Below are 17,221 nucleotides of genomic sequence, written 5' to 3' on the forward strand. Positions count from 1 at the left end.
GCACGGCACTGTCAGGTTTCCGTCAGTGCCGTGATGATCACGCCGCCGCGTGCGGCTGTGGCGAACGGGCAAGGTGATCCCAGGCATCGAATTGCGACAGGAAAACCTGCCCATTCATCTCCTCAAGAAAACGGGACCGTTTCAGCCGGTCCATCACAGGCCCTTTGACCTCGGACAAATGTAGGCCAACATCCATATCGGCAAGCCGATGGTTTATGGTTTCCAGACTTTCCAGCGCGGAATAGTCGACCTCGTTCACGGCAGAGCACATCAGCACGACGTGGCGCACCGAACACCCCTCGGTGACCCTGCTTTGAATGTAATCTTCCAGAAATCTCGCATTCACAAAATACAGGCTTTCATCAACACGCAGGTTAACGACCGCCCGGTCAGTCAGAACCGCGTGCCGGTTGATATTTCTGAAATGCTGGGTGCCGGGAACCAGACCCACTTCGGCCACATGTGGTCGGGATGTCTTGTAAAGGTGCAACAGAACGGAAAGCACGACACCCAACGCCACGCCAACTTCGACCCCGAGAAGGAGGGTTAACAGGATGGTGGCCGCGACAGCCACGAAGTCGGCGCGCGAATAGGCCCATGTCTTTTTCAGGATCGACAGGTCGACCAGCCCGAGAACCGCTACAATGATCGTGGCGGCCAGCGTCGCGTTTGGCAGAAAGTAAACCAGTGGTGTCAACGCCAGGGCTGCGACGGCCAATCCGATGGCCGTGTATGCGCCGGCAGCAGGCGTTTCGGCACCGGCATCGAAATTCACCACCGAACGGGCAAATCCGCCTGTCACCGGGTAGCCCCCGGTAAAAGCGGCCCCCAGATTGGCAGCGCCCAGGCCAATCAACTCCTGATCCGGGTCGATCCGTTGCCTTCTTTTGGCAGCCAGCGTTTGCGCAACGGAAACGCTTTCGACAAAACCGATGATCGAAATCAAGATCGCCGGAAGAAGCAACGCCTCGATCAAATCGAAGGACAGGCTGGGCACCGTGAAAGGCGGCAAGCTCTGCGGGACTGCGCCAACAATGCGCACACCTTGATCTGCCAGATCAAATGCCCAAACACTGACAGTCGTCGCCACAACAGCAAACACCGGGCCTGCTTTTGTCAGGATATCAGCTAGGAGAGGAGGCGTGCGCAACCTCGCCAAAGTCGGCCTCAGAAAACCGCGCGCCCAGAACAGAAACAGGATCGCGCCTGTCCCAATTGTCACCGAAACCCAGTTTGTCTGGCTCAGATGCGAGAGGATTGAGCCGATCATCTCGGGCAATGTATGACCATGTGCCTCAATCCCCAGAATGTGCTTTAGCTGACTGGTCGCGATCAGGATGCCCGAGGCGGTAATGAACCCGGCAATCACCGGGTGGCTCAAGAAATTGGCCAGCAGCCCAAGCCGCAACACCCCCATGAGCACCAGAAACCCTCCGGACAGCATAGCCAGTGTCAGGGCGGCTGCGGCGTATCCGGCAGTACCCTGCTGGGCCACTTGTTCGATGGCCGAAGCCGTCAAAAGGGACACAACAGCCACTGGTCCGACCGCCAGCGAACGACTGGTTCCGAAAACCGCATAGAGCATAATCGGAACAATCGAAGCGTAAAGCCCGGCCTCGGGCGGCAGCCCGGCCAGCATCGCGTAGGCAAGCGATTGCGGGATCAGCATAATGGTGACGATCACCGCCGCAATCAGGTCGTTTGACAGGGCCGAACGCGAATACGAGCGGCCCCAGTCCAAAATGGGCACATAGCGCCCAACGCCGCGCCCCAAGGTGGTTTTCATAGGCATCAGTTTGCGGCGACCTTGATCTTTTCGGGCTTCGCCAGCCATTCTTTTCCCCGCAGCATCGCTTTCCAGTAGATTGGCGGCAGCAGCCGTTCTTTCAGCATCCAAGCCGCGCGTGACGGCTGGGTTCCATCAATCAGGAATGGGGGGAAACTGGGCTTGAGCGCGCCTTCATATCCAAATTCGGCCAGCACGATTTTGCCCCGCTCAACCGTCAGCGGACACGACCCATACCCATCATACTGCGCCACTGCCGAACGACCGGCGATATCGGCCACGATATTGTCAGCAACAGCCGGAGCCTGCTTGCGCGCGGCAGCCGCTGTTTTGGCATTTGGCGCGTTCATGACGTCACCCAATGACCAGATGTTGTCATATATTTTATGGCGCAAGGTGGCCTGATCCACGTCAACCCAACCAGCCGCATCTGCCAATGGCGATACCCGGATGAAATCGGGCGCTGTCTGGGGTGGACAGACGTGGATCATGTCAAAACCGACCTCGACGGTCTCCGTGTCTTCACCCGGACGAGCTATTTCAAAACGGGCCATTTTTCCCGGCCCGTCCACGGCGATCAGATTATGAAAGAAGTTCAGAGAAGCATCGTATTTCTCAACATATCGTTCAAGCGCGGGCACATAATCCTTCACGCCGAACAAGACGCCACCCGCGTTCATGAACTGGATGTCGATATCTTTCAGCACACCCCGGCGGAACCACGCGTCACCGGACAGATACATCGCCTTTTGCGGCGCACCGGCGCATTTGATTGGTATCGGTGGCTGGGTAAACAACGCCCTGCCCTTCTGCATCTGCTGCACCAATTGCCACGTGTAAGGTGCAAGATCATAACGGTAGTTCGATGTGACCCCATTGCGGCCCAGCGTTTCTTCCAAACCGTCCACTTTGCCCCAGTCAAGCTTGAGGCCCGGGCAAACAACCAACCGGCCGTATTTGACCACGCGGCAGCCGTCCAGGATCACAGCATCATTGTCGGGTTCAAAGGCTGCCACGGCTGACTTCAACCAGTGCACACCTTTCGGAATAAGGCTGCCCATGGTTCGGGCCGTGCTCTGCGCCTCGAAGATGCCACCGCCAACCATGGTCCAACCGGGTTGATAATAGTGGATATCAGCGGGGTCGATCACGGCAATATCCAGATCGGACTCTCGTGACTTCAAACTCGCCGCGACCGCGATACCCCCGGCACCGCCGCCCACGATTACAACATCAAAGAACGCGTCACCCTTGTCCGTTGGCGTTTTGCCGCCGTTGGCAATGCGGCGCGCCACACCGTTCATGTCATAGCCCGCAGCCCCAGTTGCCGCGAGGATTTCTGCCATTGGTCGGAGGTTGGATTCATGAAAAGACCACAACGTGGCAGACCTTGTCCCGGTTCGACAATAGGCCAATACCGGCTTTGGCGCGTCCTGAAAAACCCGGCCAAATTCCGCCACATCCTGATCCCGAACCATACCGCTGGTGATCGGGACATAACGCGCCTCGACCCCCAGTTTCTGTGCCGCGGCTTCGATTTCCTCGAACACTGGCTGGTCGGCGGCTTCTCCGTCGGGCCTGTTACACAGGATGGTGCGAAACCCCTTGGCTGCAATCGCGGCGACATCCTCGACCGTGATCTGCGGGCCGACCGAGAGCTGATCCGTGATGTATCTGATATCCATCTGTCTCCTCCCTTTTTCCGTCACAGAGTGTTCACGGGCACTTTGAGCATGGGGTTGCCATCGGGATCCCGAGGCACTTCGCCCGCCCGCATATTGACCTGCAACGACGGGATGATGAGCTTGGGCATATCCAGAACCGCGTCACGCTCGGTGCGGAATTTGACGAACTCCTCCTTCGTTTTTCCGCCACCAACATGGATGTTCAGGGCCTTTTCTTCGCCCACGGTGGTTTCCCACGCAATGTCGCGTCCGTTCGGCCCATAATCATGGCACATGAAGAGGCGCGTTTCGTCTGGCAGGGACAGCACTTTTTGGATCGAGTCGTACAGAAGCCCGGCATCCCCGCCCGGAAAATCCGCGCGTGCCGATCCTCCATCCGGCATAAACAGCGTATCCCCGACAAAGGCCGCATCCCCCATGACATGGACCATACAGGCCGGGGTATGGCCCGGTGTATACATCGCGAAGGCCTGCATGTTGCCGATCATGTACGTATCGCCGTCTTCAAACAGCGCGTCGAACTGCGAGCCATCGCGTTGGAACTCTGTGCCCTCGTTGAACACTTTTCCAAACGTGTCCTGCACCACCATGATCTTTGAGCCGATACCGATCTTTCCGCCCAGCTTGCCTTGAATATAAGGTGCGGCTGACAAATGATCGGCGTGAACATGGGTTTCGATGATCCACTCCAGTCGCAACCCCTGCGACTGTATCTGGCGGATCAACGCGTCGGCGTGGTCATAGGTGATCCGACCCGCCGCATAGTCGATGTCCATAACGCTGTCCACAATGGCGCAGGCCGCTGAAGACGGGTCCTTGACGATGTAGCTGATGGTGTTTGTCGCCTCGTCAAAAAAGGCCTGAACATCGGGTTTTGTGTTCAAGTTGATCGGGTAATGTGTCATTGCGTTTACTCCTCCTGTGTCGTGTCAGGTCGTGGTCTGTGCCCGACGCGCGGTGGTGGATTGAATGGATTTGGCCAACAGGATCCCGACGACCAAGGCGGCGACAAAAACAAAGACCTGCCATTGCCCCGTCCCCAGCGCAGGCAAGGCACCACCCGGGCAAAAGCCGGACAATCCCCATCCAATGCCGAACAGTGCCGAGCCACCCACAAGCGGCGCGTCGATTTCGCGTTTTGTTGGCAGGCTGAAGGCGTCCGTGAAGATCGGTGTCGTGCGCCCAAAGACCAACCGATAGCCAATGAAGGTTGTGACCAGCGCGCCCCCCATCACAAAGATCAACGATGGGTCCCAGCGTCCTGCGATGTCAAAAAAGTTGATCACCTTTGCAGGGTTAGCCATGCCCGAAATTGATATGCCAAGGCCAAAGATGACACCGATGAAATATGTGGCGATGAGTTTCATGGATCAGCCTCCAAAGACGTGGCGCACGACAAAAACCGTGGCGAAGGTGAAAATCATGAAAGTCAACGTCGCCACGATTGACCGCGGGCTAAGCCTTGCCATCCCACAGACACCGTGGCCGGATGTGCAACCCGCACCATAGGTAACGCCAAGCCCGACGATCACCCCACCTACCAGCAGCGCGGGGGTCGATACGGGAACGTCAACGGCAGGCATCTGGCCCGAAAACATCCAAAACAGGGCAGGCCCCGTGATCATTCCGGCGACAAGTACCAGGCGCCACGCAAAGTCCTGACGATTGGAAGGCTGGACCAGTCCGGTCAAAATACCTGTCGCCCCCATAACCCGGCCCATGACAAGCATCAGCAGGGTCGACGCGACGCCGATCAGAATGCCTCCGGTCAGAGAGGCAACTGGCGTGAACGCGGTCTCCATCATCCGCAGTCCTTGCAGGTCTTGAAGCCAACAATGCTGTAGATCGGGCAGTTCCCGACAAGTGCGGTTACAGCGAATACCGCAGCGACGATCACTGCCAGCCAAAACAGTAGGCCAGACCCAGCCATGCCGGTGCCAAAGGCCACAAACAAAAGGATAACGGCAACAGCAATGCGCAGGCCGCGATCAAGTTTTCCCATATTGGTGATCATTTCTCACTCCATTGAGACTCAATGGAGCGACACTTGCATAACCCGAACCCAAGCCTTGGTGACTTGGTCACCAAACGCTTCACATTTTTGGATTCAGCACCATCAGCCTTACATAGCCGAGCTGCGTGCCAACTGTTCCAAACCGGCCCTGTTCACCAGATGAACCTCGCCTCGGGACTGTTCGATCCATCCACGGCGGTGAAATTCTGACAACAATCGCGAGATGACCTCGCGCGCCGTTCCCAGTTCGGTCCCCAACACCGCATGGGTGGCGCGAACGACATCATTTTGGTCGGCAAGCTCCAAAAGGCGAGAGGCCAGACGGACATCCATCCGTTGAAACACGATGTCATCAATCAGCGTGAATAGGTCTGTTATCCGACGGGAATAGGCCGCAAAGACGAAGTTTCGAAACACATCGGACTTTGCCACAAGCTCGTCAAACGTCTGTCTCGGTATAGCAACCGCGCTGACATCGGTCTCGGCTATGCCATCTGCAGAATAGTCTTCAAAGGCAAGCATACAGGCGGTGGTCAATACACAGCTTTCGCCCGCGTGAACGCGATACAGAAAGACCTCGCGCCCTGTTTCGGATTTTTGCTGGACCCGTATCGTGCCTTCCAACAATAGCAGAAGATTGTCCGCAGTTTGTCCCGGTGAGAAGACCTGAGTACCTGCCGGAACGCTGACAATCTGGCTTCCTTCCTCCAATCGCGTGCGAATATCGGCTGGCAGTTGGCTGAGCCCTTTGAACCTGTCAATCCACGAAACGTCCATAACTCTGTTCCAACTCGCCTGCTTTGCCTGTTTGCGAATTGGACCATACATTTGATTTACCGAATATAACAGAGACCCTGGTTCCGTTGTGTTGCCAAATCGACGACCAGAAATTGGCGCCGCTCAGGTCGTGTTTCGCCGTATTGGGTACGCAGAAGCATGGTGTCCCATTGTCAGTCAATCTTCTAGGCCGAGTTCACGCAGAACCTCGTACCTGCGTTCGGGTAACGACTTTTCGATATAGGCCAGATCAAAGGGGTGGATACTTGTGATCGAAATGTCCGGCTTGAGTTGCCGAGCCTCAGAGATGAATGCTTGCGCACGCTCAAAGTCGCCAGTCTTCCACGCGGCGACGGCCGGCCATGTCAGAAACTCAGCCCGATAGACCTCGGGCAAGACCGCCAGAAATGCATCGGTCGCGGCGCTTGCCTGCTCAAATTCGCCGGCGTCAATCAGCGCGCCGTATTCATCCACGATCAACCACCACAACGGAACCGGGGTCATGCGTTTCGCTCTGGTGAAATAGGGAAGGGCTTCGTCGGACGCACCTGCATATTTCAATACCCAGGCGGCACTTCGAATGACCCTCGCATCGCCCATCCCCCTGTCCAATGCGCGGTGGGCATATTCCTGCGCTTCTTCCCCTCGCTTCTGTACGACCCGCAATACAGCAAGGTTGGACAGAGTCGCCGGGCGCTCGGGGTCTATTTCCAGCGCCAGCGCAAGATGATCTTCGGCAAGGGCAAGCGACTCTTTCGGGTCTCCGGAAAATCCAAGTCGGACGTCCATGATATGGGTAAATGCCATGCCGACCAATGCATCGACATATCTTGCGTCGCGTTCAAGCGCGGCTTGATAATGTTTGCGCGCCGTCTTGTTGTCTTCGGCAGTAAAGCGCACACGATGCGCGCGTCCTTTTGCGTTTTCCGCGAAGGCCGCAAGATCATTTGTTTCGCGCAGCGTCACACGGTCGCCGTCGACTGTCCCGCGATAAACCTGCTCCAGAACAGACAGTGTAATTTCGTCCTGAATATCAAAGAAGTCGCCCGATTTTCGGTTAAATGTTTCGGACCAAAGGTATTTCCCCGAGGAGGCATCCAACAACTTGGCCAGAATCCTGAGGTCTTCACCGGACTTCTGAACACTGCCCTCCAGAACGTAACGAACGCCGTATCGCACAGCGATGTCCCGGCTACTGAGACCCTCGCCGTTGTCTGTCGCACTTGTATCCTGACCGATGACCAGCAAGTCCGGCAATTTGGCCAGGTTGGTCGTGATATTCTCGCTTATCCCATCGGCCAAATACCCATTCTCAACCTCTCCGGGGCCTATGTAATCAAACGCCATAACCGCCAGAGAAGAGTCGTCAGGCATTTCCTGCGCGTAGCCGTCGCTTTCCAGTTGGGCCAAATCCGCGCGCTGTAGCCACCACCAGGCACTCGCCGCGATCAAAAGGGCGATACCCGCAGCAAACAATATTGCCGGGCTAGCCCGCTCTGCCGAAGTTGGTGATTCCGGTGCGGCTCCATTCTCAATCTGGAATACCCTGACAGATCGAGAGAGGTTCTTGACCCGAACGTCACCAAGATCCTTCAAATTGATATCCAGCTTGTCCCTCACCTGATCCCGCACTGCACGGCTCAGCAATACGCCGCCAGCCGGAGCCAATTGCTCAAGCCGCGCCGCGACGTTGACCCCGTCGCCAAGCAGATCATCACCGTCAAGCACAACATCGCCGACATTTATTCCGATCCGGTACGTGATGCGCCGGTCCTGAGAAATTCCGGCGTTTCGCCGCGCCATCCCGGATTGGGTATCAATGGCGAAACGAACCGCCTGCACTGCTGACGGAAACTCGATCAACAAGCTGTCACCAGCCGTATTCGCAATGCGACCCGAGTATTTTTTGACCAAGGGATCAAGCAGCGCGTTACGGTGAGAACGCTGTGCCGAAAGCGTTCCCTCTTCGTCTGCGGCGACCAATCGCGAGAATCCGGCGATGTCCGCAGCAACTATCGTTGTAAGCCGACGTTCCATAGTGGGTTTCTCACCCCAAAGGCTAAGCGAGAACCTATAATCGGTCTATACCGTGCACTGGGCGTCGGCTGAAACATGACAAAACGCTACTGCAACCTTTGCCATCGCTTTGATAATGAATACTTCTTTTTCGTTCATTACCTCAGCCGCCTCAGCTGCTTCACTCTCCTACAGGCGGCACAGCCCTTTGATAAAGGTGCCAGGTCGTGTGCCCAAGGATGGGCAGGGTGAAAATTAAGCCCAGAAAAGCCGGAACAAGCGACAACAGCATAGTGACCGAAATAATCGCCGCCCAACTGAGCATGACCAGAGGGCTTTCAGTAACGACCCGAATTGACGTCAACATCGCTGAGACGAAATCGGTTTCCCGGTCAAGCAACATCGGCATGGCTACGACGGTTACAGCAAACAGCACGGTCGACAAGAGCGCGCCGACGCAGGTTCCTATTGCCAGAAAGGTCCATCCCTGAGGTGTGAAAAATACAGTGTTCAGGAACCCATCGAAATTCGAGAATGAGGCATCTTTCAGGGTGATCGCCAACCAAAGCCGAACCTGATAAATCCACACCCAGAATACGAAAAGAGTGACAAAAGCCATCCAGCCCATTTCACGTTTGCGCTGATTGGCCATGACAGTAAGAATTTCAGACCAACCAAAACTCTGACCTTTCTGCAACCGTCGCGACATTTCATACAGGCCCGCGGCAGCGAAGGGTGCGACCAGAGGAAAGCCGACGGCGGCAGGAATAATCATCCAGATCTTGCCCAGCCAGACCAGGCACCACACAAACAAGATTCCAAAAACCGCGTAGAACAGACCAAAAAAACCACTCATCAGAGGCCGCGCGAGAAAGTCTGAAAATCCCGCTTTCAAAGACGCTGAGATATCCTGCACGGTCACTTTTCTGACCTCTGGCACGGACTGTTGCGGCTGTACCGGACTGCCCGGCGGTGTGGAACCTGCGGTTTTGGGTGCCATATCACGCTCCTTCCATGCCATGGTACTGCGCGCAGACTTTTGCTTCCAGTCTATGCGTTGAAATTGGCGTCCGTCCGGGAACCAGAGTTTTTAAATCCTTGCAGCACACGCCCTAGACAAATCCGCCTGCCCGTAAGAACCTGTGCGCAATCAAAAAATAGGGAGTCGTTTAGATGAAACTGATTGCTTGTACGGCTTTGGCCGTAACTGTCTCTGCAACCTCGGCATTTGCGGCGGGCGACGGAACGTGCGCGGCAGGGAAAACGCTGACCGAAGGTACGCTGACAATCGCGACCGGAAACCCGGCCTATTATCCATGGGTGATGAACGACGCGCCAGAAAGCGGCGAAGGGTTTGAAGCCGCAGTTGCCTACGCCATCGCTGAAAAGATGGGCTTTGGTAAGGATAACGTCGCTTGGGTTCGCACAAGTTTTGACGAGGCGATCCAGCCCGGAGCAAAGAACTTTGACTTCAACATGCAGCAATACTCGATCACGCCTGAACGCGAGGAAATGGTCGATTTCAGCCTGCCTTACTACACGTCTGCCATGGCGGTGCTGACCACCCAGAATGTTGTCGATTCAGGGGCCCAAGCGACGCTGGACAGCCTCAAGGGGTTGAAATGGGGCGCCGTGGCCACGACCACCGCGATTCCCATGCTGAACGATGTGATCCAGCCATCGGATGCGCCACTGCTGTATAACGACAACGCGGACGTGAACGCCGCTATCATGGCGGGCCAGATTGATGCCGCACTCTATGACCTGCCCACTGCACTGTACCTGTCGGCCGTCGTCGTTGAAGGCGGTGCTTTGCTGGGACAGTTCCCCCCGGGTCAATCGGAAAACCCCGACCAGTTCGGCCTTTTGATGGAAGACGGCAGCGCGCTCAGGGAATGCGTCGATGCGGCCATCACGGAACTGACCGAAAGCGGCGAACTTGCGGCCCTTGAAGCGCAATGGTTGTCCGAGGCGACAGGTGTGCCGGTCATCAAATAAATGGACGAAACATCGTTGCAAAAAAGCGCAACTGAGCGCGCGACCACAACGCCGACGCGTCGCGAAATCTATGAGGCCGGGATACGGCGGCGGTCCAACCGGATCGCCTTGATTTCGACGGTGAGCGTTGTCCTCGCGCTCATCGTTCTGGTTCCGCTCGCCCCCGGTTGGGACGCGGTGCAGCGCGCCTTTTTCAACGGCAGGGTGTTCACGGCAACCTTTCCCGGGTTACTCGAAGCCTTTCTTCTGAACGTGATGATCTTTGCGTGGTCTGCGCCCTTGATCGCGATCACCGGCCTTGCCATCGCACTGTGTCGGGACACCCGCACACCCGCGCTGTTTCCGCTGCGATTGTTCGGAATTGCCTATACCGACATCTTCCGCGGCCTGCCCGTGGTGCTTGTCATCTACATTATCGGCTTTGGCATTCCCGGTCTGGGTCTGCCAAGACCATGGAACAGCCCGTATATCTGGGGCACCTTGGCGCTGGTTCTGGTCTATTCCGCGTACGTGGCCGAGGTGATCCGTTCGGGGATCGACTCGATCCACAACTCTCAGCGCGCAGCGGCGGCTTCACTGGGCCTCAGCGATCGGGACACCATGCGCTATGTGGTGCTGCCTCAGGCCATTCGAAATGTGGTTCCCGCCAATATGAACCTGTTCATCGCCCTGCAGAAAGACGTGGCGCTGCTGTCCTTTATCGGCCCGGTCGAGATTTTCCGTCAGGCGGGTGTCTACAAGTCGCTCTACGCCAATTTCACGCCTTATGTCGGTGCCGCGCTGATCTTTTTGGCGCTGACCATACCTGCGACCCGATACGCGGATTACCTGATGAACAAGCAAAACAAGGCGCGCACATGACGGCGAAACTATCCCTGCGCGGAGTTCGCAAGCGGTTCGATGACCACGAAGTCTGCAAGGGCATTGATCTTGATATCGCCGAAGGTGAGATGGTGTGTCTGATCGGCGCTTCGGGCTCTGGCAAGTCCACACTTCTGCGCTGCATGAACCTGTTGGAACCGATTGACGACGGGGCGATCTGGCTGGACGGGACAGATATTTCCGAGCCGGGTCTCGATCCTCAGCCGGTACGCCAGCAGATCGGGATAGTATTTCAGAGCTATAACCTGTTTCCCCACATGACAGCGGCGGAAAACGTGATGCTCGCCCCGCGCCGCGTGCGCGGACTAAGCAGAGAGGACCTGCGCCCACGGGTCACCCAGCTTTTTAGGCGTTTCGGCTTGGGCGAGCGGATGGATCATTACCCGGACCAGCTGTCAGGAGGGCAACAACAGCGCGTTGCAATCATCCGGGCGCTGGCGATGGAACCGCAGATCATGCTGTTTGACGAGATTACAAGCGCACTGGACCCTGAATTGGTCGGCGAAGTTCTCGACGTGCTTCGTGACCTGCGACAACAGGGTATGACCATGGTGCTTGCCACGCATGAGATGGGCTTTGCACGTGAACTAGCCGATAAGGTGTGTTTCCTTGATGCGGGTCGAATCTTGGAACAAGGCCCGCCCGAGACACTCTTTTCCAAGCCTCGCGAGCCCAGAACCAAGGCTTTTCTTGCCCGCGTCCTTTAACGCCGCAACGGGCGGTGTTTCAAGGTGAACAGGCCAGAACAGCGGTCAGCAAGGCCACGCAAACTCAGATATTATCTTTAAGTTTCAAAGTGGTGCGGGTGGAGGGACTTGAACCCCCACGCCTTGCGGCGCCAGAACCTAAATCTGGTGCGTCTACCAATTTCGCCACACCCGCACGATGACCGGCTCAATAGCAAAGCTTGAAACCAAGTGCGAGAGGGAAAGTGCACCCATCCTGAATATTCTTAATGACGTGTCGGCAGAGAGCTGAACTCAGAAATTTCCATGTTTGGATGCGCCGCATAATTCAGACACAATCCTGCATTTCCGGAAGGTATGAACCGCTCTGTTGGGTTGATCGCGGCTCATTGATTGTTGGAAGGCCGTTTGAGCAGTCACGGATTTCTAATCCAATGCCACCGCCCATCCTTGAACTCAAACAACGTGCCAGGAATTGGCCGGGCTTCAATACCCATTCATTTTAACAACTTGCGCAGTTTCGTTTGGCGAGAGCCAACGCGTAAAAAGAACCGTCTATAAGCGCAGCAACAGCCAATAATACCAGCGTGGATTCGCGCACTGCCCTTCTGCCTTAAAGCACCCCACAGCAGCCGCATCACAATTGCGCCACAATTCAAACGCCAAAAAATCTTATTCGCGTCAAACAAATTCCGCCTTGGGGGTCATTGATGGGCAAGAGGACTTACTGAGTCTTTTTTGCCTTCGGGCGTTGTACGAGTTTTATCTGCTCAACTCAAAAACAAGGGCTTAACCGTGACCAATATGATGACTTCCGCTGCTGCCGAGCAAGACGCTGTTGGTCTTGCACGCGAGAGCTTTCTCGGTGAACTCAAGACCCTGAGCCGCGACCACCCCGATACGGGTTTTGGTGTCGCGCTCCGCACGCATTCCGGCGGCCATTACTTACTTGCAAACTCTCGCATGCCGCTGCCTGAAACCAAATCCGCTGGGTTCCCGACAGGACGCAGCGTTGCCTGTTTGGAAAATAGCGAGCAATTCAGCTCAATCGAAGTGCTCGCGGACGAGTGTGCCTTCGACAAGATATCTCCCAGCGCCGAGGCCGCAATTTTGGGCAACGCACTGAATTTGATTGCCCGCATTGATCTGCTGACCAGCACCCAAGCTGATCAGGTGCAGCATCACTTGGCGGCAACTGGAACCGGAGGCTAAATCATGGCGCGCAATGACCATCTTCTGTCCGTCGGAAACGAGGCGCTGACGCCCATAACATCGGCGATGTCAGCCCTGACCACGCAGATCGACCAACTGACAGAGGTGGCGGACGCACGCTCTTCCGCCCGTCTTGCCACGCTCAAGACCCGCATGGAAAGCTTCACCGCCAGCGTGACGCTGGTTGGTCAGGTCAAGGCCGGCAAATCCTCGATTGTGAACATTCTGGCCGGGCGCCCTGCCCTTTTGCCGTCTGATGTGAACCCGTGGACGTCGGTTGTCACGACGCTGAACATCAACACCCGCACCGAGGGCGACACCAAATCCAAGTTTACATTCTTTGAGCAGGAAGAATGGGATAACCTGATGGTCGGCGGCGGACGGCTTGGCGAATTGGCGAACCGCGCGGGCGCAGACGACGAAATGGACGACATTCGTCGCCAGATCGGAGAGATGAAGGCGAAATCCGAAGAACGCCTTGGCAAACATTTCGACCTGATCCTTGGCCAGAGCCATCAGTATGACTATTTCGATGAAGAACTGATCCAGCGTTATGTGTGCTTGGGTGATCAGGATGACCCTGACATCAACCCCAAGACCGGGCGGTTTGCAGACGTCACAAAGTCTGCGGAACTCTACATGGATATCCCGCAATATCCGATATCCCTGAAACTCTGCGACACGCCGGGCGTCAACGATACCTTTATGGTGCGTGAACAGATTACTCTGCGCAGCCTGCGCGGATCCGAGGTGTGCGTCGTTGTTCTGGCTGCAAGTCAGGCCCTAACGACCATGGACATGGCGCTCATGCGCATTATTGCGCAGTTCGAGAACCGGCAGATCATTCTGTTCGTGAACCGGATCGACGAACTGGCTGATCCGGTCAATCAGGTTCCTGAAATTCGCGACCGGATTCAGGACACTTTGAAACAGAACAACATCGACGCAAATACAAGTGTTGTGTTCGGCAGCGCGCTTTGGGCCGAGGCCGCACTCACGGGCAACCCTGACATCCTGAACGAGGATTCCCGTCAGGCGTTGAACACCTTCTATCTGGCAGCGGGATTTGGGGATCAGGCTCCGTCTTTGGACAAAATCTGGGCGCTGTCCGGATTGCCGGATCTGCTGCTGGCCATGAACGAACGCATTGCTGAAGGCGCGGGAAACCGGCTGCTGGAGCGGGTGCGCCACAAGGCGCGCAACATTGCGAGCCAGATCCGCGCCACAGCGGTTGCCAAAACTTTGTCTACTGGCGAAGGCGTTGTCCGCGACCTGGATGGCGTTTCGACAGAAGAGGCCATCGAAAAAGTCATTGAGCAATACGAGAAGAAGGTAGCCGATCTGACCTCGTCCCTGCGGCATAAGGTATTGGAAAGGCTGAAATCTGCCGAGACAAATTTTGTCAAACGCGCAACGGACTCGCTGATCGCCCATCTTGAGCAAAACGGTGAAGAAGGGACGTGGCAGTACGATCCTGCCGGTTTGAGAACCCTGCAAAAGGCGGCGTATTTCAGCTTTGCGCGCTCGATGCGCAAGGATGCCGGAGCGTTGTATGGCTCAGCGGCGTCAGACATTGAGGCCCTGTACCAAAAGTTGTTGGGCAACCATTTGGGTGAATTCACGATCGAAGCACCGATCGTTCCCCGGGTTCCACCGCCATTGGGTATCGGGCGCACCATTGCCCTTGATCTTCAAAGCACATGGTGGAGACGGTGGTGGCAACGCCGAAAAGGGTTCGAGGCATATGCCGCAGATTACACGCGTCTGATTGCATCCGAGGCGAGCTCGATAACCAAGGATATCGAAGAAAACCAGATTGCAGCGGTTCTGGAAAACGTCCGTGCGAGCCTGTCAGATTTCATGCGTGAGCAGAAAGAGACATTGCTGAGCATTTCGGCAGCCGCCGAGAAGGACCCCAACCGGAACGCAGCGATGATGGCTGGAATGGTGCCGCAAAAATCCCGCGACGACATTCTGGGCGACATTCTTAAAGATCTAAGCAACGAGGCAGCATGAGTATCGACATGGCAAAAGATTCACAAACCCGCTTCGTTTCTCCCAAGGCATGGGATCGTATCGAACACTGGTCACGGCGCAAACCCATTTTTGCGCTTATGGGAGAGTTCAGTGCCGGTAAATCGACCCTGATGAACTTTCTACTGCGCTCACACGCATTGCCGACGCAGGTGACGGCCACGCAGTTGCCTCCGGTTTGGTTTAGTTGGGGAAAGCAGTCTGCCTATGTGCAACGTCACGACGGCAGCCGCCAGACTATCGGTTTGGATCAGTTGGAAACGGTTGGTGTAAACGACGCCCAGTTCATTCGCATTTTCCTCGAATCCGATATTCTGGAGGCTGTCGACCTGATCGACACGCCCGGCATTTCAGACCCGAAGATATCAGATGACGTCTGGCGCCGTGCTGTTGGACAGGCAAATGGGGTTCTTTGGTGCACCCACGCAACGCAAGCCTGGCGCGAAACCGAACGTGCGACTTGGGTGTCCCTGCCCGAGCGACTGCAGAACAACTCGCTTCTTTTGGTCACGCGGGCCGACGTTCTGGCCCAGAAGGACCGCCAGAAAGTCCTGCGTCGGATCAATCGTGAAGCCGGTCATCTGTTCAACCGCTCAATCCTGTTTTCGGCGCGCGACGCCATTACTGCCCGCGACAAAAGTGGCGACGCCGATCTGTGGGCGCGCAGCGGCGGCGGGAAAATGGTCGACAGTTTCCTGGAGATCACCGAACAGATCATGGATAATCGCGCGGCATTGCTGGCGCGCTATCAAGTCGACAACAGTCTTTCCGTTGCGGAACCTGTTCAACCGTTGCGGCCAAGAAAGGCGGCAGAAAATGCCGAGCAGTCAAGGCCGTTGAAACTGGTTGATCCGGTAATCGCCGACACTGACGGTGGGGCGGAAAACGAGGTCGTCACCAACTTCCCCATCCGACCGGCCCGTGTCGAAGTCAGGGCGGAAGAGTCAGACCGCGCGCCCAGAATCGACTTGGGTGACGCAGATCGCCTGCGGGCTGAAATGGAGCAGTCGACCGAGGCAGCTCCAATCGCGGATACGCAGGAGCAGGAGGACGACCTGCGCGCCTTCTTCAAGGAAACGCCCAGCCAGAACCTGAACCTGACTGAAATCCCTTCTGAGGACTTCGACCAGCAAAGCGTTGAGTTTACTTCAGAATTTGAAGTGGATCAGCCAGAGGACTCTTCGATTGATGCTGATGGATTCATGGTGTCGTTGGAAGACAAATTGGCGGATACCCCCGAGCAAGCCGAAGACCCTGAGGACACAAGCCACGAAGTGCTGGCCGATAACTCGGTGTCGTCCATTACAGCTCTCATGGCGGATCAGGCATCTGGTGAGGAAGATGAATTCGAGCCCGAGCCAGAAGGCAACGGTTTGATCGACATGCAGGTTGTGCCACTGACCAACGGGGCTGCCTCGGATGCGCCCGCTCAGAACGAAAGGCTGGAGGATCTGCTGAGTGTCCCGGCTGGATTACCGCTTAGTGCTGCGGCCATGTGGCGCGAAGTCACGGAAGATGAAGACCTGCCAGACGATGCAGAAGGTCTGAAGTCAATGTTCTGCTCGTTCTTGCGCGAGTTCGACCAGATCGCGGCAGAGCACAGTGCCCGCAAGTCCAAAGGTACGGTGTCATCCATGCCGAAGCCAAACGACAATAACGGGGCCGAGTGGCATGTGTTGTAGAATAGATAGGGCAGAAAAGCAGGGCACAAGATGTCTATCGAAGCAGCTTTAAATACCGCAATTCATACCATACCCGACTGTATCGCAGCCGGGTATGTCGATATGGAGACCGGGATGTTGCTGGGAACAAGTTTCGCCAGCCCAGAAGACGCAAACGCGCTGGACAGTTTGGCCATCGCGGTGGCCAATCTGTTTCAAGGTCGCGGCGTCTGCGGCTTTGAAGAGCTGTTGCGTGAGGCCGGAACCGAGGAAGACGGGCAGTCAGGATTTGGCGAAATCGCGGTGTTTTCCAAAGATCGTCTGAATATCTTCCTGCGCACACAAGCCTACCCGGATCACGTGGTCTGCTACACCTGCCGCAACAGTGCCAATGTTGGGTTGGCGCTCACGAAATCGCATCTCAGCCTTGGGCCGGTTGCGGCTGCAGTTTAAGCGCAGAAAGAGGGGTC

The 17,221-nt window shown here is 56.3% G+C and carries 16 protein-coding genes and 1 tRNA gene; 7 read left to right on the plus strand and 10 right to left on the minus strand.

What is annotated here, in order from left to right; genetic code table 11:
- Nucleotides 1-37: 37 nt before the first annotated feature.
- The 9 genes from ACR0MS_RS08685 to ACR0MS_RS08725 form a co-directional block, all read right to left on the minus strand.
- Nucleotides 38-1,786: a SulP family inorganic anion transporter gene (locus ACR0MS_RS08685; protein WP_480574237.1), complete on the minus strand. Its 1,749-nt coding sequence runs from the start codon at nucleotides 1,784-1,786 to the stop codon at nucleotides 38-40.
- Nucleotides 1,787-1,791: 5 nt separating this feature from the next.
- The gene (locus ACR0MS_RS08690; protein WP_480573873.1) at nucleotides 1,792-3,471 is read right to left on the minus strand and encodes a bifunctional protein tyrosine phosphatase family protein/NAD(P)/FAD-dependent oxidoreductase; all 1,680 of its coding nucleotides are present in this window, start codon (nucleotides 3,469-3,471) and stop codon (nucleotides 1,792-1,794) included.
- 20 nt (nucleotides 3,472-3,491) lie between these two features.
- Entirely contained in the window at nucleotides 3,492-4,376 is an 885-nt protein-coding gene (locus ACR0MS_RS08695; RefSeq protein ID WP_480573876.1) for an MBL fold metallo-hydrolase, read from the minus strand.
- Nucleotides 4,377-4,400: 24 nt separating this feature from the next.
- Nucleotides 4,401-4,838, minus strand: a complete 438-nt coding sequence (locus ACR0MS_RS08700) for a DUF6691 family protein (protein WP_480573879.1) — start codon at nucleotides 4,836-4,838, stop codon at nucleotides 4,401-4,403.
- Between the two features lie 3 nt (nucleotides 4,839-4,841).
- Nucleotides 4,842-5,276: a YeeE/YedE family protein gene (locus ACR0MS_RS08705; protein ID WP_480573882.1), complete on the minus strand. Its 435-nt coding sequence runs from the start codon at nucleotides 5,274-5,276 to the stop codon at nucleotides 4,842-4,844.
- The gene (locus ACR0MS_RS08710; protein ID WP_480573885.1) at nucleotides 5,273-5,485 is read right to left on the minus strand and encodes a YgaP family membrane protein; all 213 of its coding nucleotides are present in this window, start codon (nucleotides 5,483-5,485) and stop codon (nucleotides 5,273-5,275) included. Before ACR0MS_RS08710 ends, ACR0MS_RS08705 begins: the two co-directional genes overlap by 4 nt.
- 108 nt (nucleotides 5,486-5,593) lie before the next feature.
- Nucleotides 5,594-6,262 (minus strand): Crp/Fnr family transcriptional regulator, encoded by a 669-nt coding sequence (locus ACR0MS_RS08715; protein WP_480573888.1) that lies wholly within the window; start codon nucleotides 6,260-6,262, stop codon nucleotides 5,594-5,596.
- Nucleotides 6,263-6,439: 177 nt separating this feature from the next.
- A complete protein-coding gene (locus tag ACR0MS_RS08720; protein WP_480573891.1) occupies nucleotides 6,440-8,299 on the minus strand; it encodes an adenylate/guanylate cyclase domain-containing protein in 1,860 nt (619 codons plus the stop codon).
- Nucleotides 8,300-8,459: 160 nt separating this feature from the next.
- Complete coding sequence (locus ACR0MS_RS08725; protein ID WP_480573894.1) at nucleotides 8,460-9,278, minus strand: DUF2189 domain-containing protein; 819 nt, start codon at nucleotides 9,276-9,278, stop codon at nucleotides 8,460-8,462.
- Nucleotides 9,279-9,451: 173 nt separating this feature from the next.
- On the opposite strand from ACR0MS_RS08725, the gene ACR0MS_RS08730 reads away from it, so the two are divergent.
- Genes ACR0MS_RS08730 through ACR0MS_RS08740 form a run of 3 tightly spaced genes read left to right on the plus strand, consistent with a single transcriptional unit; the run spans nucleotide 9,452 to nucleotide 11,865 of the window.
- Nucleotides 9,452-10,276, plus strand: a complete 825-nt coding sequence (locus tag ACR0MS_RS08730; RefSeq protein WP_480573897.1) for an ABC transporter substrate-binding protein — start codon at nucleotides 9,452-9,454, stop codon at nucleotides 10,274-10,276.
- Nucleotides 10,277-11,137 (plus strand): amino acid ABC transporter permease, encoded by an 861-nt coding sequence (locus ACR0MS_RS08735; RefSeq protein WP_480573900.1) that lies wholly within the window; start codon nucleotides 10,277-10,279, stop codon nucleotides 11,135-11,137.
- On the plus strand, nucleotides 11,134-11,865 hold the full coding sequence (locus ACR0MS_RS08740; RefSeq protein ID WP_480573903.1) for an amino acid ABC transporter ATP-binding protein: 732 nt from the start codon (nucleotides 11,134-11,136) through the stop codon (nucleotides 11,863-11,865). Before ACR0MS_RS08735 ends, ACR0MS_RS08740 begins: the two co-directional genes overlap by 4 nt.
- 90 nt (nucleotides 11,866-11,955) lie before the next feature.
- On the opposite strand, the gene ACR0MS_RS08745 is transcribed toward ACR0MS_RS08740, so the two are convergent.
- Nucleotides 11,956-12,040, minus strand: a tRNA-Leu gene (locus tag ACR0MS_RS08745).
- 608 nt (nucleotides 12,041-12,648) lie between these two features.
- Here ACR0MS_RS08745 and ACR0MS_RS08750 point away from each other — a divergent pair.
- From ACR0MS_RS08750 to ACR0MS_RS08765, 4 genes are read left to right on the plus strand one after another with little or no spacing between them, the layout of a single operon-like run.
- Nucleotides 12,649-13,056, plus strand: a complete 408-nt coding sequence (locus tag ACR0MS_RS08750; protein WP_480574240.1) for a hypothetical protein — start codon at nucleotides 12,649-12,651, stop codon at nucleotides 13,054-13,056.
- Nucleotides 13,057-13,059: 3 nt separating this feature from the next.
- Nucleotides 13,060-15,072 carry a dynamin family protein gene (locus tag ACR0MS_RS08755; protein WP_480573906.1) on the plus strand — a complete coding sequence of 671 codons (2,013 nt, stop codon included), beginning with the start codon at nucleotides 13,060-13,062 and terminating at the stop codon, nucleotides 15,070-15,072.
- Between the two features lie 8 nt (nucleotides 15,073-15,080).
- Nucleotides 15,081-16,772, plus strand: a complete 1,692-nt coding sequence (locus ACR0MS_RS08760) for a dynamin family protein (RefSeq protein WP_480573909.1) — start codon at nucleotides 15,081-15,083, stop codon at nucleotides 16,770-16,772.
- Between the two features lie 30 nt (nucleotides 16,773-16,802).
- Nucleotides 16,803-17,204, plus strand: coding sequence for a hypothetical protein (locus ACR0MS_RS08765; protein ID WP_480573912.1), 402 nt, complete (start codon nucleotides 16,803-16,805; stop codon nucleotides 17,202-17,204).
- The last annotated feature ends 17 nt before the right edge of the window (nucleotides 17,205-17,221 follow it).

It is taken from the genome of Ruegeria sp. CJ2 (assembly GCF_056536745.1).